The 21,673-nt window shown below is 74.1% G+C and carries 17 protein-coding genes and 2 pseudogenes; 7 read left to right on the plus strand and 12 right to left on the minus strand.

Annotated elements, in window-relative coordinates:
* Positions 1-17: 17 nt before the first annotated feature.
* The 5 genes from IE273_RS20950 to IE273_RS20970 all read right to left on the minus strand — a co-directional run bounded on the left by IE273_RS20950 (position 18) and on the right by IE273_RS20970 (position 5,573).
* Positions 18-506 carry a universal stress protein gene (locus IE273_RS20950; RefSeq protein WP_189816706.1) on the minus strand — a complete coding sequence of 163 codons (489 nt, stop codon included), beginning with the start codon at positions 504-506 and terminating at the stop codon, positions 18-20.
* A gap of 27 nt (positions 507-533) precedes the next feature.
* Positions 534-1,826: an arsenic transporter gene (locus IE273_RS20955; RefSeq protein ID WP_189816707.1), complete on the minus strand. Its 1,293-nt coding sequence runs from the start codon at positions 1,824-1,826 to the stop codon at positions 534-536.
* A 23-nt stretch (positions 1,827-1,849) separates the two neighbouring features.
* Positions 1,850-3,091, minus strand: a complete 1,242-nt coding sequence (locus IE273_RS20960) for a polysaccharide deacetylase family protein (RefSeq protein WP_189816708.1) — start codon at positions 3,089-3,091, stop codon at positions 1,850-1,852.
* 221 nt (positions 3,092-3,312) lie between these two features.
* Positions 3,313-4,020: a DUF4232 domain-containing protein gene (locus IE273_RS20965; protein ID WP_189816709.1), complete on the minus strand. Its 708-nt coding sequence runs from the start codon at positions 4,018-4,020 to the stop codon at positions 3,313-3,315.
* A 161-nt stretch (positions 4,021-4,181) separates the two neighbouring features.
* Complete coding sequence (locus tag IE273_RS20970) at positions 4,182-5,573, minus strand: serine/threonine-protein kinase (protein WP_189816710.1); 1,392 nt, start codon at positions 5,571-5,573, stop codon at positions 4,182-4,184.
* 47 nt (positions 5,574-5,620) lie between these two features.
* Here IE273_RS20970 and IE273_RS20975 point away from each other — a divergent pair, with 47 nt between their 5' ends.
* Positions 5,621-6,169, plus strand: coding sequence for an RNA polymerase sigma factor (locus IE273_RS20975; protein ID WP_189816711.1), 549 nt, complete (start codon positions 5,621-5,623; stop codon positions 6,167-6,169).
* A gap of 15 nt (positions 6,170-6,184) precedes the next feature.
* Here IE273_RS20975 and IE273_RS20980 read toward each other — a convergent pair whose 3' ends face one another.
* The gene (locus IE273_RS20980; RefSeq protein ID WP_189816712.1) at positions 6,185-8,566 is read right to left on the minus strand and encodes a SpoIIE family protein phosphatase; all 2,382 of its coding nucleotides are present in this window, start codon (positions 8,564-8,566) and stop codon (positions 6,185-6,187) included.
* Between the two features lie 276 nt (positions 8,567-8,842).
* On the opposite strand from IE273_RS20980, the pseudogene IE273_RS20985 reads away from it, so the two are divergent.
* The 4 genes and pseudogenes from IE273_RS20985 (at position 8,843) to IE273_RS21000 (ending at position 14,607) form a co-directional block, all read left to right on the plus strand.
* Positions 8,843-11,936, plus strand: a pseudogene (locus IE273_RS20985) (glycoside hydrolase family 2 TIM barrel-domain containing protein).
* A 171-nt stretch (positions 11,937-12,107) separates the two neighbouring features.
* A complete protein-coding gene (locus tag IE273_RS20990; protein ID WP_030344647.1) occupies positions 12,108-12,347 on the plus strand; it encodes a hypothetical protein in 240 nt (79 codons plus the stop codon).
* A gap of 3 nt (positions 12,348-12,350) precedes the next feature.
* Positions 12,351-12,728 (plus strand): toxin Doc, encoded by a 378-nt coding sequence (locus IE273_RS20995; protein ID WP_189816713.1) that lies wholly within the window; start codon positions 12,351-12,353, stop codon positions 12,726-12,728.
* A gap of 334 nt (positions 12,729-13,062) precedes the next feature.
* Positions 13,063-14,607: an RICIN domain-containing protein gene (locus IE273_RS21000; RefSeq protein ID WP_189816714.1), complete on the plus strand. Its 1,545-nt coding sequence runs from the start codon at positions 13,063-13,065 to the stop codon at positions 14,605-14,607.
* Between the two features lie 204 nt (positions 14,608-14,811).
* Here the strand turns inward: IE273_RS21000 and IE273_RS21005 are convergent, their stop codons facing one another.
* Positions 14,812-15,990, minus strand: a complete 1,179-nt coding sequence (locus tag IE273_RS21005) for a lactate 2-monooxygenase (protein WP_189816715.1) — start codon at positions 15,988-15,990, stop codon at positions 14,812-14,814.
* Positions 15,991-16,071: 81 nt separating this feature from the next.
* Complete coding sequence (locus IE273_RS21010; RefSeq protein WP_189816716.1) at positions 16,072-17,673, minus strand: purine-cytosine permease family protein; 1,602 nt, start codon at positions 17,671-17,673, stop codon at positions 16,072-16,074.
* 453 nt (positions 17,674-18,126) lie between these two features.
* Here IE273_RS21010 and IE273_RS21015 point away from each other — a divergent pair, with 453 nt between their 5' ends.
* Complete coding sequence (locus IE273_RS21015; RefSeq protein ID WP_189816717.1) at positions 18,127-18,561, plus strand: subtilase-type protease inhibitor; 435 nt, start codon at positions 18,127-18,129, stop codon at positions 18,559-18,561.
* Between the two features lie 209 nt (positions 18,562-18,770).
* Here the strand turns inward: IE273_RS21015 and IE273_RS21020 are convergent, their stop codons facing one another.
* From IE273_RS21020 to IE273_RS21030, 3 genes are all read right to left on the minus strand, one after another.
* A complete protein-coding gene (locus tag IE273_RS21020) occupies positions 18,771-18,935 on the minus strand; it encodes a CDGSH iron-sulfur domain-containing protein (protein WP_103816469.1) in 165 nt (54 codons plus the stop codon).
* A 94-nt stretch (positions 18,936-19,029) separates the two neighbouring features.
* Positions 19,030-19,659, minus strand: coding sequence for a HemK2/MTQ2 family protein methyltransferase (locus tag IE273_RS21025; protein ID WP_189816766.1), 630 nt, complete (start codon positions 19,657-19,659; stop codon positions 19,030-19,032).
* Positions 19,660-19,704: 45 nt separating this feature from the next.
* A complete protein-coding gene (locus IE273_RS21030; protein WP_189816718.1) occupies positions 19,705-20,766 on the minus strand; it encodes an iron-containing redox enzyme family protein in 1,062 nt (353 codons plus the stop codon).
* Positions 20,767-20,788: 22 nt separating this feature from the next.
* On the opposite strand from IE273_RS21030, the pseudogene IE273_RS21035 reads away from it, so the two are divergent.
* Positions 20,789-21,396 (plus strand): annotated as a pseudogene (locus IE273_RS21035) (flavodoxin family protein).
* Positions 21,397-21,413: 17 nt separating this feature from the next.
* Here the strand turns inward: IE273_RS21035 and IE273_RS21040 are convergent.
* A complete protein-coding gene (locus IE273_RS21040; RefSeq protein WP_189816719.1) occupies positions 21,414-21,599 on the minus strand; it encodes a hypothetical protein in 186 nt (61 codons plus the stop codon).
* Positions 21,600-21,673: the final 74 nt, after the last annotated feature.

A 21,673-nucleotide genomic window follows, 5' to 3' on the forward strand; every position in this document is an offset into this window, starting at 1 on the left:
ACGCCGGCGCCGCTGGGTCAGGGGTGGTGGTGCGGCGGCGGTGGCGGGATCGTGTCCAGACGCGGGGCCGGTTCCGGCCAGACCAGCAGGACCGGGCAGGGCGCGTGGTCGACGGCGAAGCGGACGGCCGGGCCGAGACTCTTCGGGCCCAGCCGGGACCGGTCCCCGTCCCGCGCCAGCACGAGCAGCCCGGCACCCTCGGCGGCGGCCACGACCTCCCGTTCGACCCGGCCCGACCGCTCCTCGCGCACGCACGGCCGGCCCAGCCGCTCGGCCGCCGCGTCGAGCAGGGCGGTCGCCGACGTGACGCCGAGCGCTTCGAGGCGGTCACCCGGGTCCTGGCTCCGCCGCCCGAGCAGCCCGGCGAAGGCCCCGTGCGCCACCGCCGGCACCTCCGGCCCGCTCACATGGAGCAGCACCACCTCGGCGTCACCCGGTGCGTGGGCGCGCACCGCGTCCACGCAGGCGGGCCAGGTGCCTTCCACGAGCCAGACGATCACGCGCATTCCTCGGCCTCCTTCGCCCACTACCCGTCATACGATCCGCAGCGACCACCACAGTGCCACCACCGCGACGGCGAGGGAGGACGGCACGGCGAGCAGCCCGAGCCGGGTGAACTCGCGCAGGTCCACGTCGTGCTCGTGCTGGTGGACGATCCGCCGCCACAACAGCGTGGCCAGCGACCCGGCGTAGGTGAGGTTGGGGCCGATGTTCACGCCGAGCAACACGGCCAGGACGGCCCCCGGGCCGGCGGGTGCCGCCAGCGGCAGCAGGACCAGGACCGCGGGCAGGTTGTTGATCAGGTTGGCCAGCAGGGCGGCCAGCGCGGCGATCCCGAGCAGCGCGGGCAGTCCGGTGCCGCCCGGCATCACCCGCCCGAGCACGTCCGCGAGCCCGTTGTCGACCACCGCCCGCACCACGATGCCCAGTGCCAGCACGAACGCGAGGAAGGCCGGGGCCGCCGCCCGTACGACGCTCAGCGGACCCGCCTTACGGCGCACCAGCGCCCGCCCGGCCAGCACCAGCGCGCCCGCCGCGGCCACCCAGGCGGGCTCCACGCCGAACGCCGACGCCACCACGAACCCCGCCAGCGTGCAGCCCACGGTCACCAGCGCGAACAGCGGCAGCTCGGGCGTCTCACCGGTGTCCCGGCCCGCCGGGGCCGCCGCCGCCAGGTCCCGGGCGAAGAACCGCCGGAACACCAGGTACTCGACGCCGATCGCGGCCAGCCACGGCAGTGCCATCAGCGCCGCGAACCGGGTGAAGCTCAGCCCGCTCGCCGCGAACGCCAGCAGGTTCGTCAGGTTGGACACCGGCAGCAGCAGCGACGCCGTGTTCGACAGATGCGTACAGGCGTAGACGTGCGGCTTGGGCCGGACGCCCGTCCGCGCGGCCGTGGCGAAGACCACCGGGGTGAGCAGCACGATCGTCGCGTCCAGGCTGAGGACGGCGGTGATGACCGACGCCAGCGCGAACACCGCCGTCAGCAGCCGCACCGGACGGCCCGCCGCCCACCGCGCCGTCCACGCCCCGCACGCCTGGAACAGCCCGTCCACGTCACAGAAGTGGGCGAGCACCAGCACCGCCGCCAGGAACCCGACCACCGGGCCGAGCCGCTCCACCTCGGCCCGCGCATGGCCGAGGGAGATCGCGCCGGTCGCGACGGCGATCCCGGCGGCGGGCACGGCCATGACCGCCTCCGGCCATCCGAAGGGCCGTACGACGGCCCAGGCCAGCACGGCGACCAGCAGTACGGCGGACAGGGCCTCGGCGAGCGGGGTGTTCAGGGCGGGTCCTTCCGGAGTGGATCGAGGGTGCCCGCCCATCAAAACAGATGATTCCGAACGGGCTACGACGCCCCGGCGCCCGCCGCGCCCAGGAACTCCGCCCAGCCGCCAGCCGGGGACTGCCCGGGCACGAGCGTGCGCAGCTTGCGCAGCACCGCAGGGTCCTGCGCCTCCAGCCAGGCAACCAACTGCTTGAAGGACACGAACCGCACTTCATCGTAGGTGGCCATCTTCCCGATCGCCTCCTCGACGGCGTCCATGTAGATGCCGCCGTTCCAGCGTTCGAAGTGGTTGCCGATGAAGAGGGGCGCGCGGTTGGACTCGTAGGCCCGCCGGAAACCGGCCAGGTAGGTGTCGCGGGCCTGGACGCGCCAGGTGTCGTACTGCGCGCGGTCGCCGAGCGGGTTCCCGCCGGACTGGTTGAACATCATGTTGTAGTCCATCGAGAGGACCTGGAAGGAGTGCCCGGCGAACGGTATGGACTGGAGCGGGAAGTCCCAGAGCCTGCCCCCCTGCACCTTGCCCGGCCAGACCTGGAGGCCGCCGGGGGAACTGGCGTCGTACTTCCAGCCGAGCGCGGCGGCGGTGGGCAGCAGTCGGGCCTGGCCCTCCAGACAGGGAGTACGGCCGCCGATCAGCTCCTTGCGGTAGTCGAAGGGCAACGGGTCGAGGTCGGTGAAGCCGGTGTTGGTCTTCCACTTCGTCACGAAGTCCACCGCCTGGTCGATCTCGCTGCGCCACTCGTCCGGGGACCAGTTGCGCACGCCGGTCGCCCCGCAGAAGTGCCCGTTGAAGTGGGTGCCGATCTCATGGCCCTCCAGCCAGGCCGCGCGCACCTGCTGGAGCGTGGCGTGGATGTGCCGGTCGGCGAGGTAGCCGATCGCGGAGGCGCCGACCGGGTGCTGCGGCGGCCGGTACAGGTGCTTCTTGGACTCGGGCAGGGTGTAGATGCCGCTGAGGAAGAACGTCATCCCGGCGCCGTGGTCGGCGGCCACCTTGCGGAACCGGGAGAACAGCTTGTTGCTCAGCTCGCCCGCGCCGTCCCACGAGAACACCACGAACTGCGGGGGCCGCCGGCCCGGACGCAGCCGCTCCGGCTCCGGCTGGTGCGGCTGGGCGCCGGTGTCTGCGGTGGAGCCGTCGCCGATCGGCTTCACCGGCCGGGCCTGCGCGGTGCCCTTCCCGTCCGCCGGGTCCGGCCCACCGGTCCTCAGGCCGGTGCCGGAGGAGCAGGCGGCCAGTGTCCCGAGGGCGCCCGCCACCGCCCCGGACGCCAGCATCCGCCTGCGTGAGATCCCGCTCATCTTCTCCCCGATTCCCTGGTCACGGCCCCTGGTGGGGGCCACTTCGCTGTGCGGTCGACCGGGTTCGATGACCGGGGGGCGGGAAAAGATCGCGGATCGCGGCGGCTGTTGCCGTCCTGTGACAGTTGTGGCGCCAGCATGACAAACGCGGCCGGCGCCGACGTGGCGGACCCCGCTGCCTCGGGGGAGTGACAGCGGGGTCCGCGCGCGGGGGCGTCGGGTCAGGAGGGCCCGGCGCCGGGGGTGAACACCGTCAGACGGACGGTCGAGGAGTTGCCGGAGACCGGCACGGAGCCGCCCTTCCAGACCACCTTGACCTGGTCCCGCTCGTCCGGCGGGGTCACCAGCAGCGCGGCCGGCGTGGCCGTCTTCGCCCCGCTGACCCCCGGGTTGGAGAAGGTCAGCCCCGCCCAGGCGCTCTGCCCGGGCTTGAGCGTGACGGTCACCGGGGTGCCCGGGGACCGCTGGGGGTCCGGACCGAGCTGGTCCCCGGAGGCGCCCACGAAGGCCGCGCCCGGATAACCGTGCAGGGTGCAGGTCCGGGCGGAGGCGTTGGTGAGGACCACGGGGAAGTTCTCCTGGCCGGCGCCCGGGTCGTTGCGGCCCACGGAGGCGCGCAGCTCGGAGGTGTGGCAGCGGGTGCTCGCCGCGGCCGTGGCGCTCGTGGCCGTGGCGCCGCCCGGGGACGCCGTCGTCCGGGGCGCGGCCGGCGAGCCGGTGCCGGTGGCGGAGGAGGCCGTGGCGGGCGGCGCCGGGCTCGTCGTGCCGTCTGTCGCGGGGGCTGCCGTACCCGAGACGGTGGCCGGGGCGTCGCCCTGCGCGCTCGTGCCGTTGCCGCAGGCGGTCAGCAGGCCCAGCACGGCGACCGTGCTCACGAGCAGGGCCCCGTGCCGCGCGGACCGGGGGGCGGACCGGGGGGTGTACACCATGTCGCTCAACACTCCTGGAGGTCACGGCACGCGACGGGAACGCGTGCCTACGGCGCCGGGTGCGCCGTCCTCTCCGTCCGATGCACGGACCGCCGGAAAAGTTCGGGACGCGCCGGGTTCTGTCGTGTTCTCTTCCCCGCCCCGCCCCCGGGCAGGCGCGTTCAGGCCACCCGCAGCGAGCGGAGCACGCCGTCGGTGGCGCCGCCGTCACCCCGCTCGCGCACCTGTACGTACACCTGCGACCGCGCCGCCCCGCCCGCCGGTGCCAGCGCGGACTCGGTGATCGAGCCGCCGTCCGGGCAGCCGCTCCAGGACCGGACCAGCCCGTGCCAGTCGGGGTCCGTGAAGCTGTGGGCGCCCGCGTAGCGGCAGCCGGGGTGCGCGAGCGCCTTCACCTTCGCGGTGACGTCGCCGCGCCCGCCGACCCCGACGAACACCCCGTCCACGGCGGCCTTCGGATCGGACCAGCGGGACAGGTCGTCGGCCACCACGAGACCCGGTTCGTGGCCCGCCGGCAGCCCGAGCGCGTGCGGGTCCCAGCCGGAGTCGCGCAGCTCGCGGCCCCAGCCGGCGGGCACCCGGAGGGTCACCCGCCCGGTGGCGTCCGCGATGCGCACCCCGTCGTCCGTGCCGTCGTCCCGGTGCAGCGCCACGGTCACCGTGACCGCGGCGGCCGTGGCGGCGAGGACCGCGGCCACGGCCAGCGTCACGGTGTTGAGCCGGCCGCGCACCCCGTCCAGGCGCCGCGCGGGCCGCACCGACGGACCCGCGGCCAGCCGCTCCAGCTCGTGGGCGAACGCCAGGGCGCCGGGCCAGCGCCGCGCCCGGTCCGGCTCCAGCGCGCGCAGCAGCGCCCGCTCCACGTCCGCGGCGAGCTCCGGCCGCAGCCGCCGGGGCGGCACCACCTTCCCCGGCGGGCCCGGGACGGTCCCGGTGAGCAGTTCGTAGCCGACCGCGCCCAGGCTGTAGACGTCCGCCCGCTCGTCTATGCCCTCGCCCGGCTCGGCCTGCTCCGGCGGCTGGTAGCCCGCCGAACCGGCCGCCAGGGTCAGCACCGACGCCTGCGCGAGGCTCTTGGCCAGCCCCAGGTCGGCCAGCAGCACCCGGCGGGTGCCGTCCGGGGCGGTGTGCAGCAGCACATTGGTCGGCTTGATGTCGCGGTGGACGATGCCCGCCTCGTGCAGCGCGGCGGCGCCGCGCGCGGCCTCGGCGGTCAGCGCGAGCGCCTCCCGCACCGGCAGCGGGCCGCCCGCCGGCAGATCGGCGAGGGTCCCGCCGGCGGCGTACTCCATCACGAAGTACGGCCTGCCGTCCGGGAGTTCCCCGATGTCGTAGACCTGCACCACCCGGCTGGACCCGGCCCGGCGCAGCAGCCGCGCCTCGGACAGGAAGCGCTCCCTGATGTCGAGCCGGTGCGACCAGTTCTCGGCGAGGACCTTCACCGCCACGGGGGCCTGGAGCTCGGGGTCGTGCGCGAGCCACACCGTGGCGAAGGCGCCGCTGCCCAGCGGCCGTTCGAGGCGGTGGCGGCCGATCCGCTCCAGGGGGTGCATACGACTATCATGCCTGGCCTGAGATCGACTTGGAGGGGGGCCCGTCCGTGCAGGACCAGGCGCCGACGGAAGACCTCGCCCGGCGCGCCGCGGCCGGCGACAGCGGGGCCCTGGACCGGCTGCTGACCGAGATCCGGCCCGAGGTCGTGCGCCGTTGCGCGCGCTTCCTGCCCTGCCGGGAGGACGCCGAGGAGGCCGCGCAGGACGTGCTGCTCCAGGTCGCCCGGCACATCACCGGCTTCCAGGGCCGCAGCCGCTTCGGCACCTGGCTGTACACCGTCGTCGCCAACTGCTGCCGGCAGAAGTACCGCGAGCTGAAACGGCGGGCCGCCGAACAGCCCGCGGCCATCGAGCCCGCACACGCCGTCGACCCGCGCACCACCAGCGTCATCGCCGGCTCCCGGGTGGATCTGCTGGAGGCCCTGGACCGGCTGGAGCGCGAGCATCCGCATCTGGTGGCGCCGCTGGTCTACCGGGACATCTGCCAACTGGACTACGCCGAGGCCGCCGAGCGCGCGGGCATCCCGCTCGGCACCCTCAAGTCCCGGCTGCACGAGGCCCGCAAACAGGTGCGGCCCTGGCTGGCCGCCTCCTGAGACGCGGCCCCGCGCCTACCGGTCCTCCTCGTACAGCGGCAGCTCGGCCCAGATCGTCTTGCCGTCGGGGGTGTGCCGGCTGCCCCAGCGCTGGGTGAGCTGGGCGACCAGCAGCAGGCCCCGGCCGCCCTCGTCGAAGGTCTTCGCCCGGCGCAGGTGCGGCGCGGTGTGGCTGGTGTCGGAGACCTCGCAGATCAGCGTGGTCGCGTCGTGGATCAGCCGGAGCCGGATCGGCCGCGCCCCGTACCGGATGGCGTTGGTGACCAGCTCGCTGACCACCAGCTCCGCCGTGAACGTCGCCTCGCTCAGCGACCAGGCGTCCAGCTGGTCCACGACCTGCTTGCGGATCGGCGCGACCAGCGCCGGGTCGGCGGGGATGTCCCAGGTCGCCACCTGCGAGGCGGGCAGGCCCCGGGTGCGGGCCAGCAGCAGCGCCACGTCGTCCGGCGCGGCCCCGCCCGGGAGCAGGGCGTGCAGGACACCGTCGCACGCCTCGTCCAGGGAGTCCGTGTCCCGCCGCAGCGCCCGGTACAGCAGCTCGCGGCTGGCGTCCAGGTCCCGCTCCCGGGACTGCACCAGACCGTCCGTGTACAGGGCGAGGACGGTGCCCTCGGGCAGGTCCACCTCCGTGGACTCGAACGGCAGCCCGCCGAGGCCCAGCGGGGGACCGGCGGGCAGGTCGAGCAGCTGCGGCCGGCCGCCCGGCCGCAGCAGCACGGGCGGCGGATGCCCGGCGCGGGCCAGCGCGCAGCGGCGGGACACCGGGTCGTAGACGGCGTACAGGCAGGTCGCGCCGACCTCCCCCGGGCTGCCCTCGGCGCCGGCGTCCTCCGACAGCCGCAGCACCAGGTCGTCCAGGTGGGTGAGCAGCTCGTCCGGGGCCAGGTCGATGTCGGCGAGGGTACGCACGGCGGTGCGGAGCCGGCCCATGGTGGCCGAGGCCTGGATGCCGTGCCCGACGACGTCCCCGACGACCATCGCGACCCGCAGCCCGGACAGCGGGATCACATCGAACCAGTCCCCGCCCACGCCGGCCCGCGCGGCCGGCAGATAGCGGGAGGAGGCGTCCAGCGCGGCCGTGCGCGGCAGCGAGCGGGGCAGCAGGCTGCGCTGGAGCGCGAGCGCAGTCTCCCGCTCGCGCGAGTAGCGGCGGGCGTTGTCGATGCAGACGGCCGCCCGCGCGGTGATCTCCTCGGCCAGCAGCACGTCGTCCGCGGTGAAGGGGTCCGGGCTGCGGTGCCGGGTGAGCACCGCGACCCCGAGGGTGAGTCCGCGGGCCTGGATCGGCACCGACATCGAGGAGTGGATGCCGTACCGCCGCACCCGCTCGCCGCGCACCGGGTGCCAGGCCAGCCACTGGTCCAGGTCACCGGCGGACACGGTGGCGGTGATCGTGCGGCCCGCGGTCAGCGAGTCGGCCTGGGGGGAGAGGGCCGGGTACTCCTCCGTCGTCCCGGGCCGGACCACCACCTCGGGCAGGTCCGGCAGCACCGACTGGTGGGCGGCGCGGCGCAGCCGTACCGGCGCGGTGATGCGGGCCGGGGGCTCATCGCCGTACTCCTGCGGGTCCAGCAGGTCGATGGTGACGAAGTCGGCGAGCGCGGGCACGCACATGTCGGCCAGCTCCTGTGCGGTACGCGTGACGTCGAGCGTGGTCCCGATGCGCACGCTGGCCTCGTTGAGCAGTTGCAGCCGCTGCCGGGCGCGGTGGTTGTCGGTGATGTCGTGCGCGGCCAGGCACACGCCCCGGACCCGGCCGGCCGGGTCCCGGACCGGCGCCATGCTGGCGAGCCAGGCGTGGGCCCGGTCCTCGCCGCCGGTGCGCATGAAGGTCTGCACGTCCAGGGGCCGGCCCGAGGTCAGCACCCGGAGCATGCTCTCCTCCAGCTCCTCGCTGTGCGGTCTGCCGCCGATCTCCGCGAGCCGCAGCCCCCGTACCCGCGCCTCGGGCAGCCCGACGACGCCGGCCATCGCCTCGTTCATCCGGCGCAGCCGCAGCCGGTCGTCGTACACGGCGACCGGGCACGGCGACTGGATCAGGCCCGCCTCGGTGAGCGGGTCGTCCCCGGCGGGCGGATCGGTGCCGGTGAGCGGGGTGACCACCAGCCAGTCACCGGGGTGCCCGTCGTGCGGCGGGCGGTGGTGGGCGAGCAGCCACACGAGGACGGTACGGCCGTCCCGGTGGCGCAATCCGACCGTCCCCGCCCAGCGGGGGCCCGTGGGCGGCACCGGGATGCCGGCGTCGGCCAGCAGCTCGGCGGCGGGACGGCCCAGGACGGCGTCGGCCGGGTGGCCGAGCAGGCGGCGGGCGCCCTCGTTCCACTCCACCAGCGTTCCGTCGTGGCCGATGACAGCCCGGGCCGTCGCCGCATCGTCGAACGGATAGACCCGGCTCATCGTCGCCGCTCCCAAGCGCACACTCACAGTGAACAGGTGGCACCACTCGTGTACCAGCCTAGTGCTTCGCACCCGCCCATGAGCCCCGATTCCCGGCCGCCGGGCCGACCCGTCGAACACGCCGGGGGACGGTCAAGGGGCACATCCGGCCGATGTGCCGCCGACGGTACTCGCAGGGTTCCGGACCTTTGACGATCGTGTGTGGCTGAACGTCAGAATCTGTTTGTTCGCGATCAGTTATGAGTATTTCTGGGCCCTGATGAGGGAGAGCCGCCCATGTCGGTCACGCGCAGATCGGTTCTGGTCGCAGCCACGGCAGCGCCCGCGGCCGGGACGCTCCTGGACATCTCCGCGGCTCCGGCCGCCCTCGCCGCCGGCGCGCCCGCCGCCGGGGGGCGCCACACCGTGCCCCTGCGGGACGGCTGGCGTTTCGCCCTGGCCGACCCGGACGGCGCCGACCCCACCGGTGCCTACGCACGGGCCGCCGACCCGGGCCACGACGACTCGGCCTGGCGCGAGGTCGCCGTCCCCCACGACTGGAGCATCGAGCAGACCCCCACGACCGATCACGGCACCACCAGCGGCACCGGCTTCTTCCCGGGCGGCCTCGGCTGGTACCGGCTCGCCCTCACCCTCCCGTGCGACTGTGCCGGCAAGCGGATCTCGGTCGAGTTCGACGGCGTCTACATGGACGCCCACGTCTACTGCAACGGCACCGAGGTGGGCCGCCACCCCTACGGCTACACCGGCTTCGCCTTCGACCTCACCGACCTCGTCCACACCGACGGCACCACCGCCGACGTGCTCGCGGTCAAGGTCCACAACCAGCTGCCCAGCAGCCGCTGGTACTCAGGCAGCGGCATCTACCGCGAGGCCCGTCTGGTGATCACCGAGCCGGTGCACGTGGCCCGCTGGGGCACGTACGTCACCACGCCGGAGGTCTTTGCCGACCGGGCGCTGGTCCGGGTGCGGACCACCGTGCGGAACGCCTCCGGCACCGGGGCGGACGTGGAGGTACGCTCCCGCGTCGTCGCTCCTGACGGCCGTACCGTCGCCCGTACGGTCACCACCGCCGCCGTCTCGGACGAGGCCACCGAGACCCATGAACTGACGGTCCCCGAGCCGCTCCTGTGGGACTTCGCGACCCCGGAGCACCGCTACACCCTGCACACCGAGCTGCGCGTCGGGGGCCGCACCACCGACACCCACCACACGCCCTTCGGCATCCGCACCTTCCGCTTCGACCCCGAGGAGGGCTTCTCCCTCAACGGCGCGTACACGAAGATCAAGGGAGTCGACCTCCACCACGACCAGGGCGCGCTCGGCGCCGCGATCAGCGTCGACGCCGTGCGCCGGCAGATGCGGATCATGAAGTCGATGGGCGTCAACGCCTTCCGCACCTCCCACAACCCGCCCTCGCCGCAGATGATCCAGGTCTGCGAGGAGCTGGGCATCGTGATGATGGTGGAGGCCTTCGACTGCTGGCGCACCGGCAAGACGACGTACGACTACGGCCGGTTCTTCGACGAGTGGTGCGAACGGGACGCCACCGAGATGGTCCTGGCCGCCCGCAACTCGCCCGCCGTGGTGCTGTGGTCCATCGGCAACGAGATCCCCGACTCCACCTCCACCGCCGGGCTCGCCATGGCGGACCGGATCATCGCCGCCGTCAAGGCCGCCGACGACACCCGGCCGCTCGTCATCGGCTCCGACAAGTACCGGCGCGTACCCGCCAAGGGCTCGGCGGCCGACCTGATGCTCGCCAGACTGGACGGCCTCGGCCTCAACTACAACACGGCCAAGTCGGTGGACGCCCTGCACGCCGCCTACCCGCACCTGTTCCTCTTCGAGTCCGAGTCCTCCGCGGAGACCTCGACCCGCGGCACCTACCAGGAGCCGGAGCACCTCAACACGGGCGAGAACCACACGCCCGGCGGGCGGGAGGTCTCCTCGTACGACAACAACCTCGCCTCCTGGACGATGAGCGGCGAGTACGGGCACAAGAAGGACCGGGACCGGAAGTGGTTCGCGGGCCAGTTCCTGTGGTCCGGCATCGACTACATCGGCGAACCGACGCCGTACGACGTCTTCCCGGTCAAGGCGTCCTTCTTCGGCGCCGTCGACACCGCCGGCTTCCCCAAGGACATGTACCACCTCTTCAGGAGCCAGTGGACGACCGAGCCGATGGTCCACCTGCTGCCCATGACCTGGAACCACGAGGAGGGCGACACCGTCGAGGTGTGGGCGTACGCCAACGTGCCCACCGTCGAGCTCTTCCTCAACGGAGAGTCCCTGGGAGTGAGGGAGTTCGACGTCAAGCGGACCACCGACGGCCGCGGCTACCTGGAGACCACCGAACCCACCGGCGACGACAAGACCTTCACCGACGGCCCCTACCCGGGCAGTTACACCAGCCCCAACGGCAGCGCGGGCAAGCTGCACCTGAGCTGGAAGGTGCCGTACCGGCCGGGTGAGCTGAAGGCGGTGGCCCGGCGGGGCGGCAAGGCTGTCGCCACCGACGTGCTGCGTACGGCCGGTGCCCCGCACGCCGTACGGCTCACCGCCGACCGTACGTCCCTCGCCGCCGACGGGCGTTCGCCGGCCTTCGTCACCGCCGAGATCGTCGACGCGCACGGTGTGGTCGTGCCCGACGCGGACCACCTCATCGCCTTCGACGTCACCGGCGGCTCCCTGGCCGGCGTCGACAACGGCCGCCAGGAGAGCGCCGAGCGCTACCAGGCGAGCACCCGCACCGCCTTCCACGGCAAGGCCCTCGCCATCGTCCGCTCCGGCACCAGGCCCGGCACCCTAAAGGGTCACCGCCCGGGTGGACGGCCTGCGCACGGGCACGGCCCGCCTGGTCACGAGCCCGGCCCGCTCGGCCGCGACGACCGAACCCGCCGGCTTCCGGCCCGGCCACCCGACGCCGCCCGGCCACCCGCACGCCGACGCCAGTTACTGCGGCCGTCCGGACACCCTGCCCGCCGCGATGCTGGACGGCGACCCGGCCACCGGCTGGTCCAACGCCTTCGTCAAGCAGGCCACCGCGCTGCTGCCGGCGTTCGGTGGGGCCCGGCCGAAGGACTGGGTGTCGGTCGACTTCGGGCGCACCCGGACCTTCGACCGGGTCACGGTCTCCTTCACCGTCGACGCCGGCCACACCCTGCCCGCGCGGGCCGAGGTGGCGGTGTGGGACGGCCACGCCTGGGTCCCGGTGACCGGGACGAAGGTGGAGTGGGCCACCGCCTCCGACAGCCCGACGGCCGTCACCTTCGACGCGGTACGCGGCTCCCGGCTGCGGCTGACGCTCACCAGCGCGTACCCGGGGCAGACGAAGGGGGCGGTGCGGATCAGCCGGCTGGACGTGTGACGGGGCGGGGACGGCCCGGGAGCGGTCAGGCGGCGTCGTGGAAGACCCGGCCCGGCCGACCGGGCCGCGGCGGGTGCGCCCGCGCCGACCGGTGAACGGCCGGTACCGCACCGAGACCGCGTTGACCTGGGCATATTTACGCGTGAGTACCCGCGCGGTACCGTGAGGGGCATGCCAGCTCTCAACGTGGAGTTCAGCGAACGGGAACTAGAGGACCTGCGGCAGATCGCCAAGGAGCGCGGTACGTCGATGAAGGCCCTCGTGCGCGAGGCCGCCGCCGCCGACATCGCCCGGCACCGGGCCCTCCAGGAGGGCGCCGAGGCGTTCCGCCGCTTCTTCGCCGGTCATGCCGAGGAGTTCGCGGCGGCCTTCCCCGACGACGAGCGCCCCGCCAAGGGCGAGGCCGCCTGAGCGATGCCCTCCGTCATCCACATCGACGTCCCGTGGCTGCTCCAGCGGCACGAGGAGGTCCTGCCGGACCAGCCCGCCGTGGACGACTTCTCCGCGCTGGTCGCCGCCGTCGCCCGGCACCGGGTGGACCCACCCCGGCTCGGCGTGGACTCCGACGCCGCCTGGCGGGCCGCCGCGCTGCTGCACACCCTCGCCGTGCTCAAGCCGCTGCCCGCGGCCAACGCCCGCTTCGCCTGCGCCACCGCCGTGGCCTACATGTTCGTCAGCGGCGTCGGCATCGACCCGCCCTACGGCGCGCTCGTCGACCTGACCCGCGACCTGATCTCCGGCAAGACCGACGTGTACGGCGCCGCCGACCGGCTCCGCTCCTGGCAGATCTGAGGCGGCCGGGCCCGTCCCGCCCCCGGCCGGCGGGGGAAGCCGCCGGGAGCCGCCGGCCGGGAGCGGGCCTTTCCGAGGAGGACCGGTACCCAGTCCACCACCGGGCCGCCCGCCGCGGGAGCGTGCGCGTCCGGTGGACGCGTGCGCACGCTTCACACGGGGCGCATGAGAAATCCGGCCGCTTTCGCGACAACCCCAGGCCGTGGCCCCGGTTCTGACTTTCTTTCAAACCGGCTGATGTCTTCCGTGCGCCTTGTTGCCCGTGTGGCACTTGTGCAAGGGTTCGAACGCGGTGAATTTCCCGCTCGCACACGCGCCAGAAGGAATCCGCTCCGTGCTCACCCCCCACCCCCCTCGTCCTCCCTATCCGCCGTCCGGCGCCGATCCCGGGGAATCCGACGAGTTCCTCGCCGGCCCGCTGCGGGCCGGCTCCGACGCGGAGGCCTCCCGGTCGGCCGCCCTCCTGATGGCCCGGCACTGGCAGCCGGCCCAGGAGTACGCGGTCATCTGCCTGGCCGCCTCCGGACCCCTCGCCCACATGGTCACCGCGACCGCCTTCCACCAGGTCCTCGGCCGGCTGGCGCTCGGCGAACCCGCCGACGCGCTGCGGCCCCGCCTGCTGGTGGCCGTCCGTGACACGGTCCTGAACTGGTCCGGCACCGACCGGATCACCGCCGTGCTCCCCGGACTCGGCAAATCCGCCGGGGGCCGCGGGATGCGGGCCGCGCAACCGCTCGTACCGGAGAACCGCGCCCTCTCCGACCGTTCCTTCCACGGCCTGTCCCGCCTGGAACGGGCCCTGTTGTGGCACGTCGAGGTCGAGGCCGAACCGCTGGACGTGCCCGCCGGACTGCTCGGCGTGGACATCCGGAACGCCGCCGCCGCGCTCGAACAGGCCCGGGAGAAATTCCGTGAGGGCCTGGTACGCGCCCACCGGGAACTCGCGCCCGGCAAGGACTGCCGTTACTACAACCGCCTGCTCGACGTCCCGATCCGCCGGGGCGGCGCGCTGCTGCCCGACGTCCAGGAGCATCTGGCCGGCTGCGCCTACTGCCGGCACGCGGCCGAGCAACTCGGCCACGCCGACGCGGCACTGGGCGTGCTGCTCGCCGAGGCCGTGCTCGGCTGGGGTGCCCGCCGCTACCTCGACTCGCGCCCCGGCCGCCGTCCCGGCCCCGCCCGCGGCGGCTCCCGGCGGTCCGGCGGACGCCGGCGCGGCGGCGTCCGGCGCGGCACCGAGGAGGGCGGAAGGGGGCTGCCGGCCCGGTTCCTCGCCGGAGTGTCCGCGCACCGCGCACCCGGCACCGCCTGGTCGTCCCGGACGCTGCTGACCGGGGTCGGCGTGGCCTCGGCCGGGCTGCTCGCCACCGTCCTCGCGGTCGGCGTGCGGCCGGACGGCGACGACGGCACCGCCCCCGTCGCCACCAGCGCCGCCCCCGGCGCGTCGGCTCCTTCGGGCACCCCGGGCCTGCCCGTCGCCGGCCGGCCGGGTCCGCTGCGCAACGCCGCCGGCCGGTGCCTGGACGTCAAGGGCACACCGGAGGCGGGGGCGAGTGCCGTGCTCGCCGAGTGCTCCGGCTCGGCCACGCAGCGGTGGACGTACGGGACCGACGGGCTGCTGCGCAGTGCCGCCGGCACCGGTCTGTGCCTGGACTCGCACGCCGACGCCGGCGTGGTGCTCCTCGGCCGCTGCGCCGGCGCCGGGTCGCAACGGGGCGACGACGTGCGCTACGACCTCACCGCGCCGGGCGAGTTGCTGCCGCGGTGGGACCCGACGCTCGCGCTCGCCGCCGGCGGCGACCAGGCGGGGGCCGACCTCGTCGTCAAGGTCCGGGACGGGTCCGTCGGCCAACGGTGGGTCTCCGGCGGCCGAGCGTAGGGCTGCGGCTGGTCGCCACACCGGCTGCCTGCCCGTCGCTGACCGGCAGCGGCACCGGCATCAGGCACGCGAGGCCCCGACGCTCCGGTGCCCGCCGGGATTTCGGACCCGCAGCGGCAGATGGGCGGCCCCGGTCGCGGTCCCGGTGGCGACAGCGCCGCCCGTCTCCCGGCCGGGCCGCACACCGGCACCGGCCCGCGGCCCTCAGGAGGCCGGGCCGCCGTCGGCTTCCAGGTCCGACCGCGTCACCGTACCCGGGCGGGCGTGGCCCGACAGGGCCAGGGTCAGGTCGAACTCCGCGAGGAGGCAGCGGATGACGTGCTCCACGCCCGCCTGGCCGTCCAGGCCGAGGCCGTAGACGTACGGGCGCCCGAGCAGGACCGCCCGTGCGCCCAGGGCCAGGGCCTTGAAGACGTCGTCGCCGGTGCGCACCCCGCTGTCGAACAGCACCGCCAGCCGGTCGCCCACCGCGTCCGCGACCCGGGGCAGCGCGTCGGCCGCCGCGACCGAACCGGCCACCTGCCGGCCGCCGTGGTTGGAGACCACCACACCGTCCATCCCGGCGTCGGCGGCGAGCCGGGCGTCGTCCGGGTGCAGGACGCCCTTGAGGACGATCGGCCCGTCCCAGTGCTCCCGCAGGAAGGCCAGGTCCGGCCAGGTGTGGCTCGCGTCCCCGAACAGGCCGAGGAAGTGCAGCACCGCCGCGTTCGGGTCCTCGTGCACCGGCTTGGCGAGGCCCGCCCGGAACGCCGGGTCGGTGAAGTAGTTGGCGGTGCCCACGCCGTGCACGAACGGCAGGTAGGCCTGGTCCAGATCGCGGGGCCGCCACGCCAGCAGCGGGGTGTCCAGCGTGACGACCAGCACCGAGAAGCCGGCCGCACGGGCCCGGGCGAGGAAACTCCGGGTCACCTCGCGGTCCTTGCCCCAGTACAGCTGGAACCACCGCTCAGCGTCCCCCATCGCCTCGGCGACCTGCTCCATCGGCGTGCTCGACGCCGACGACAGGACGTAGGGCACGCCCTGTGCGGCGGCGGCCCGGGCGGCGGCGGTCTCGGCGTCCGGGTGCATGATCGACAGCACGCCGACGGGAGCGAGGGCGAGCGGTGCCGGCAGGGTCCGCCCGAGCACCTCGGTGGTGAGGTCGCGCTCGTGCACGTCCCGCAGCATGCGCGGCACGATCCGGCGCCGGGCCAGGGCCGCCCGGTTGGCGCGGGCCGTGCCGCCGTCGCCCGCGCTGCCCGCCACATAGCCCACCGGGCCCGGGCCGAGCCGGTGTTCGGCCAGTTCCTCCAGCCGGGTCAGGTCGGTGGGGAGCCGGGGGACGGCCCCGGTCATCCCGTTCAGGTAGATCTCGTACTGGAAGTCCGCCCAGTGCTGTGCCATCCGTCAACTCCCGCGCGTCGTCGGCCGCGTGCGCCCCCGACGATACCGACCGGTACGTCGGAGGCGCGCCGCGGGACCACGTCAGCCGGCCCCGCCCGCAGGCACGGGCGCGGGAGCGTCGACGGTGGCTCCCGGACCGGTGATCGGGGGCACCGGGACCTCGACCGTACGGACCAGCCGGGCGCCCTCGGGGCCGTACGCGGCACGGGGTTCGGGGAACAGCCACAGCAGCGCCAGGAAGAGCACCGCGGCCGTCGCCAGCGAGAGCGGCAGGCTGATGTCGACGCCGTGCGCCAGATCGCCCAGCGGACCCACGAACTGGCCCGGGATGTTCGTGAACAGCACACCGATGAGCGCCGACACCCACCACGCGGTCATGCCGCGCCAGTTCCAGCCGTGCGCGAACCAGTAACGGCCGCCGCGCTGACGGCGGTTGAAGACCTGGAGGGCGTCCGGGTCGTACCAGCCGCGGCGGGTCCAGAAGCCCAGCATCATCACGACCATCCAGGGCGTGGTGCAGGTGATGATCATGGTGGCGAAGGTGGAGATCGACTGCACCAGGTCCAGGCCGAACCGGCCGACGAAGATGAACGCGATCGACAACACACCGACCAGCAGCGTCGCCTGGACCCGCGACAGCCTCGGGAACACCGAGGAGAAGTCGAGGCCGGTGCCGTACAGCGAGGTCGTGCCCGTGGACATGCCACCGATCAGCGCCAGCAGACACACCGGCAGGAAGAACCAGCTCGGCGAGATCGCCAGCAGCCCGCCCACGAAGTCCGGCGCGGCCGGGTCGACGTACTTCGGCGCCTTCGTCGCCACGATGCTGGCCGTCGCCAGACCGAACACGAACGGCAGCAGCGTCGCGAGCTGGGACAGGAACGCGGCCCCGACCACCCGGCGCCGCGGGGCGGCGGCCGGGATGTAGCGCGACCAGTCGCCGAGGAACGCGCCGAACGACACCGGGTTGGACAGCACGATCAGCGCCGCGCCGATGAAGGACGGCCAGAACATCGACCGCGTCGCCGCGTCCGCCGAGGCGGTGAACACCCCGGCGTACGACGGGTCGAAGTCACCGGCGAACGCGACCGCGCCGAGCAGGAACAGCACGCTCGCCGAGGTCACCGCGATCTTGTTGACGAACAGCATGAACCGGAAGCCGTAGACGCACACCGCGAGCACCAGACCGGCGAAGAGCGCGTACGCGACGACGTACGACAGGTTGCCGCGCTCCAGGCCGAACAGCCGGTGCGCGCCGCCGACCAGGGCGTCGCCCGAACTCCACACCGACAGCGAGAAGAACGCGACGGCGGTCAGCAGGGACAGGAACGAACCGACCACCCGGCCGTGCACACCGAGGTGCGCCGAGGACGACACGGCGTTGTTGGTGCCGTTGACCGGGCCGAACACCGCCATCGGGCACAGGATCAGCGCGCCCGCGAGGACACCGAGCACGGTGGCCGCGAGGCCCTGCCAGAAGGACAGCCCGAACAGGATCGGGAAGGCGCCGAGGACACAGGTGGAGAAGGTGTTGGCGCCGCCGAAGGCGAGCCGGAACAGGTCCAGCGGGGTCGCGGTGCGGTCGGCGTCGGGGATGCGTTCCACACCGTGGGCCTCGACCTCGGTCAGGGCGGGTGCGGACGAGGAGGCGGACGCGGTGGGTGGTGCGGGTTGTGCGGACACGGGCGCTCCAGCGGGGACGGCAGCGGGGTGCGCTGACGGTACGGCGGGCGGAACTCTGTGATCCAGAGGACGCTTCATCCAAATTTCGCGCCGCTCATGGATGAATCGCCCATGGGCCGGGCGACGGGGACACCGGCGTCTGGTGATCACTTCATGAACACGAGGAGTCATGAAGGAGTGCGACGCGGTCGGAGCCGGAGTGTTTCAGGACGATTAACGAAGAGCTGCTTTTCGGCCACCTGGCTGCTTCCGTAAGGGGGCAACCGCTTGGTTCCGGGGTCACGACGTTCGAATTCCGTTACTTCACGCCACTGATTCAACACGAAAGGTTACTGAAACCCATGGGTTCGATGTGAGTTTCCCCCAGGGAGTCGGCAGAGTGGCGCTCGCCGCTCCGGCGCCCGACCGGACCGGAGCCGGCGACCCGACTGTTCGAGCGGAAGGATGCACACAATGCGGAACACCGCGCGCTGGGCAGCGGCCCTCGGCCTCACGGCCGCCGCCGTCTGCGGACCCCTGACCGGGGCCGCCGTCGCCGCACCGGGCGCCGCCCCGTCGTCGCTCTACGCCCCCTCCGCGCTGGTGCTCACCACCGGCCACGGCGACGACGCGGCCACGGCCACTGCGGAGCGGGCCGTCACCCTCACCTGCGCCCCCACCGCCTCCGGCACCCATCCGGCCGCCGCCCGGGCCTGCGCCGAACTGCGCGGCGTCGGCGGCGAACCGGACGCGCTGAAGCCGGCCGACGACGTGATGTGCGCCAAGGTCCACGACCCCGTCGTCGTCACCGTCCAGGGTGTCTGGCAGGGCAAGCGCGTCGCCTACGAGCGCGGCTTCGGCAACGCGTGCATGAGGGATGCCGTCGGCGGCGGTCTGTTCGCCTTCTAGGACCGGGATCGCACGGGTCCCCGTGGACGCCGGATCAGGCCCGCAACTGGGGAGTGCGGCCCCCTGGAGCGGGGAACCTGCGATCTCGCGCCGGGGCCGGCGGGCGGAGTGGGGCCGCCCGCCGGCCCCGGGCACACAGCCGCTCCCCGGGCCGGTCCGTGGGGGACCGCCCGGGGAGCGGCAAAAAACAATCGGTTTCAACGAGCTGTTCAGGCCTTGCGCCGGTGACTCGTGTCGCACCAGGGGTAGCGGCGACTGCGCCGGCAGGTACACAGAGCGACGCGGAAGCGGTCCGAGGAGACCGTGGTCCCGTCCTCCAGCTCGATCTCCACGGGCCCTTCCACGAGGAGGGGCCCGCGTCGCTGCACGGTGATCCGCCGCGCCCGGTCGGCCGGAGCGCCGGCCGTCGGGCCGGCGGGGGCGGTGTCCGCCGTGGAGTCGGCGGAGGCCGCCGCGGAGTCCGCGGTCTCAGCAGGGTCGTTCGGCACGGATGACCACCAGCTCTTCTCTGTCCTCGGCCGGTGCGAGCAGCCCGCTCCGGCGCAGCCAGTCCTCCCGGGAGCGCAGCACCGGGCCGAAGGCGATCCAGCGGCGCCGGATCACCGAGGCCTTCAGGCCCGCCGCCCGCAGCAGTTCCAGGGTGCGGTCGGAACCGCTCAGCGCCGAGTGCACGATCAGCAGCACCCCGCCGGGGCGCAGCAGCGCCGGCGCGTCCCGGCAGATCCGGTCCAGCAGCAGCCGCCCGTCGCGCCCGGCGTCCCAGGCCCGGGCCCGCCCGTGCGGCCCTCGCCCGGCGTCGGGCGCCGGCACGTAGGGCGGGTTCGCCAGGATGAGGTCGTACGTCCGGTCCCGCACCGGTGTGAAGAGGTTGCCGCGCCGGATGCGCACCGGCAGCCGGGTCATCCACGCGTTCAGCCGGGCCGTCCACACCGCCCGCCGGGACACGTCCACCGCGGTCACCTCGGCGCCCCGCCGGGCCGCCTCCAGGGCCAGCGCCCCGCTCCCGGTCCCGACGTCCAGCACCCGGGCGCCGGGCGGCGGCGCCTCCTCGTGGAGGGCCTCGGCCAGCAGCTCCGTATCGTCCTGCGGGGCGTACACACCCGGAAGCACCAAAGCGATCACGTCGCGCGGGTACCCCGGTCATCAGGATGTATGGGAAACCTCCTGTTCCAGGGGTGTCCCCGCGGGGGAGCCCGGGGCTGTGCGCACGGGGGAGTCCAGGGGGGTCCGCAGGGACGACCGTCCCGCGCGCCAGTCCGTCAGCAGCCGCCGGGCCAGCCGGTCCTCCAGATACTCGGTCGCGTCGATCCCGAAGGCGATGTCCGGTGCCAGCTCCGGTTCCTCGGCGAGCAGTCCGCCGATCACCTCGTGCCGGACGACCTGCTCGTGCACCGCGTCCGCTTCCACGTGCTCGTCGTAGAAGAACTCCGCGGCCGGGCCGGCGCCGGTGCGGCGCATCGCCTCGGCCAGCCGGCGGGAACCGGGCGAGGAGGTGATCTCCACCTCGGCGAAGTGGCCCACCAGCGCGCCGCGCAGGTCGCGGTGCAGGCCGGACAGGGACATCAGGTTGACGACGGCCAGCATCTCGGCCGGGGCCGCGTCCAGGTGGCGGCCGTACGTGGTGTCCAGGCCCAGGTCCGTCATCAGGTCGGCGAACAGGCGCGCGTGCACCCGCTCGGCCCGGCCGCCGCCGAACTCGTCGTACTCCACCGCGGCCATCGCCGCCTTCGCCCGGCCCCACAGCCGCGGCAGCACCCAGGCGTGCGGGTCGGCCTCCTTCAGGTGGTACAGCGAGCGCAGCGCCGCGTACTCCCGCAGCTGCCACAGCTCGCCCTCGGCACACAGGAAGTGGGTGACCCCCGTGCCCTCGGCCGGCTCGACCAGGAGGGCGGCGAGCGCGTCGTCCAGGCTGTCGTGGACCGGGGTGTCGGCGCGCAGCGCGGCACCGAAGCGGTGTTCCAGCGCGGCGCGGACCCGCAGCAGCTCCGGGTCCCACTCGGTCTCCGGCGGAACACCGGCGAAGCCGCGGTAGTGCAGCTCGTAGCAGAGGTAGAGGGCGAGCTGGAGGTCGTCGCCGTACGGATCGGCGGCCCCGGCGCCCTCGGGGTCGGGAAGCGGGCCCGTGCCGCGCAGGTACGCGGTGACCGCGGCGGAGAGCGGGCCTCGGGGCGGGGGCAGCAGGGGTCCTCGCACGTGGTGGTTCATGCGGCCCGGGTACCCGCCCCGGATGAAAGCACTAGTGATCAACTGCACCCTGAAGAGGTCACCGGACCCGTCCAACACCGAGGCGCCGGCCCGGGTCGTCACCGAGCAGCTCGCGGAGCGGGGCGTGGCCGTGGGGTCCTGCGGGCCGTCGACCTGCCCATCGAGCCGGGTGTGGTCAGCGAGGCCGTGCGGGAGGGCGACGCCTGGCCGGCCGTGCACCGCAAGCTGCTGGACGCCGAGATCCTGGTGATCGCCTCGCCGACCTGGCTCGGGCGTCCCTCGTCCGTCGCGCAGCGGGTGCTGGAGCGGATGGACGCGATGCTCTCCGAGACCGACGACGAGGGCCGCCCGGTCGCCTACAACCGGGTCGCGGGTGTGGTCGTCACCGGCAACGAGGACGGCGCCCACCACGTGATCAGCGAGATCCAGGGCGCCCTCGCCGACATCGGCCACACCGTCCCCGGGCAGGCCTGGACGTACTGGCACCTGGGCCCCGGCCCCGGCCCGGACTATCTGGAGGAGGAACGCGGCCGGGACTGGTCGCACCGCACCGGCCGGGCCATGGCGGCGAACCTGTACGGGGTGGCGCGGGCGCTGGCGGAGCGCCCCGTGGGCGCGCCGCCCGGCTGACCTCACGTCGCCCTTCCTCAGTCGCCCTTCGCCTGCTCCTGCGCCGTGGGGCTCGGGGTGATGGTGTCCCCGGCCTCGCCCGAGGCGGACTGGTCCTCGTCGCGCTTCTCGGCCTCCTCGACCTCCCGGAGCACCTCCTCCAGGGCCGTCTCCGGCCGGTCCTCGTGGTCGTCGTGGTCGTCGTGGCCGTTCCCGCCGGGCATGGCGTCTCCTTCCGTCGGCGAGGTGATCTCTACTGCGGGTTACCCGCCGGAGGCGTCCCAAGCGTGCCCCGGAC

Origin of the sequence: Streptomyces olivaceoviridis, assembly GCF_014650115.1 — a bacterium.
Classification (GTDB): domain Bacteria; phylum Actinomycetota; class Actinomycetes; order Streptomycetales; family Streptomycetaceae; genus Streptomyces; species Streptomyces olivaceoviridis.

Coding starts and splice junctions, on each gene's coding strand:
- IE273_RS21040 (WP_189816719.1), bottom strand. CDS start 21,599: ATGCCCGGCGGGAACGGCCACGACGACCACGACGACCACGAGGACCGG.
- IE273_RS21030 (WP_189816718.1), bottom strand. CDS start 20,766: ATGAACCACCACGTGCGAGGACCCCTGCTGCCCCCGCCCCGAGGCCCG.
- IE273_RS20995 (WP_189816713.1), top strand. CDS start 12,351: ATGCCCTCCGTCATCCACATCGACGTCCCGTGGCTGCTCCAGCGGCAC.
- IE273_RS20990 (WP_030344647.1), top strand. CDS start 12,108: ATGCCAGCTCTCAACGTGGAGTTCAGCGAACGGGAACTAGAGGACCTG.
- IE273_RS20980 (WP_189816712.1), bottom strand. CDS start 8,566: ATGAGCCGGGTCTATCCGTTCGACGATGCGGCGACGGCCCGGGCTGTC.
- IE273_RS20955 (WP_189816707.1), bottom strand. CDS start 1,826: ATGGGCGGGCACCCTCGATCCACTCCGGAAGGACCCGCCCTGAACACC.
- IE273_RS21015 (WP_189816717.1), top strand. CDS start 18,127: ATGCGGAACACCGCGCGCTGGGCAGCGGCCCTCGGCCTCACGGCCGCC.
- IE273_RS21005 (WP_189816715.1), bottom strand. CDS start 15,990: ATGGCACAGCACTGGGCGGACTTCCAGTACGAGATCTACCTGAACGGG.
- IE273_RS20965 (WP_189816709.1), bottom strand. CDS start 4,020: ATGGTGTACACCCCCCGGTCCGCCCCCCGGTCCGCGCGGCACGGGGCC.
- IE273_RS20960 (WP_189816708.1), bottom strand. CDS start 3,091: ATGAGCGGGATCTCACGCAGGCGGATGCTGGCGTCCGGGGCGGTGGCG.
- IE273_RS20970 (WP_189816710.1), bottom strand. CDS start 5,573: ATGCACCCCCTGGAGCGGATCGGCCGCCACCGCCTCGAACGGCCGCTG.
- IE273_RS20950 (WP_189816706.1), bottom strand. CDS start 506: ATGCGCGTGATCGTCTGGCTCGTGGAAGGCACCTGGCCCGCCTGCGTG.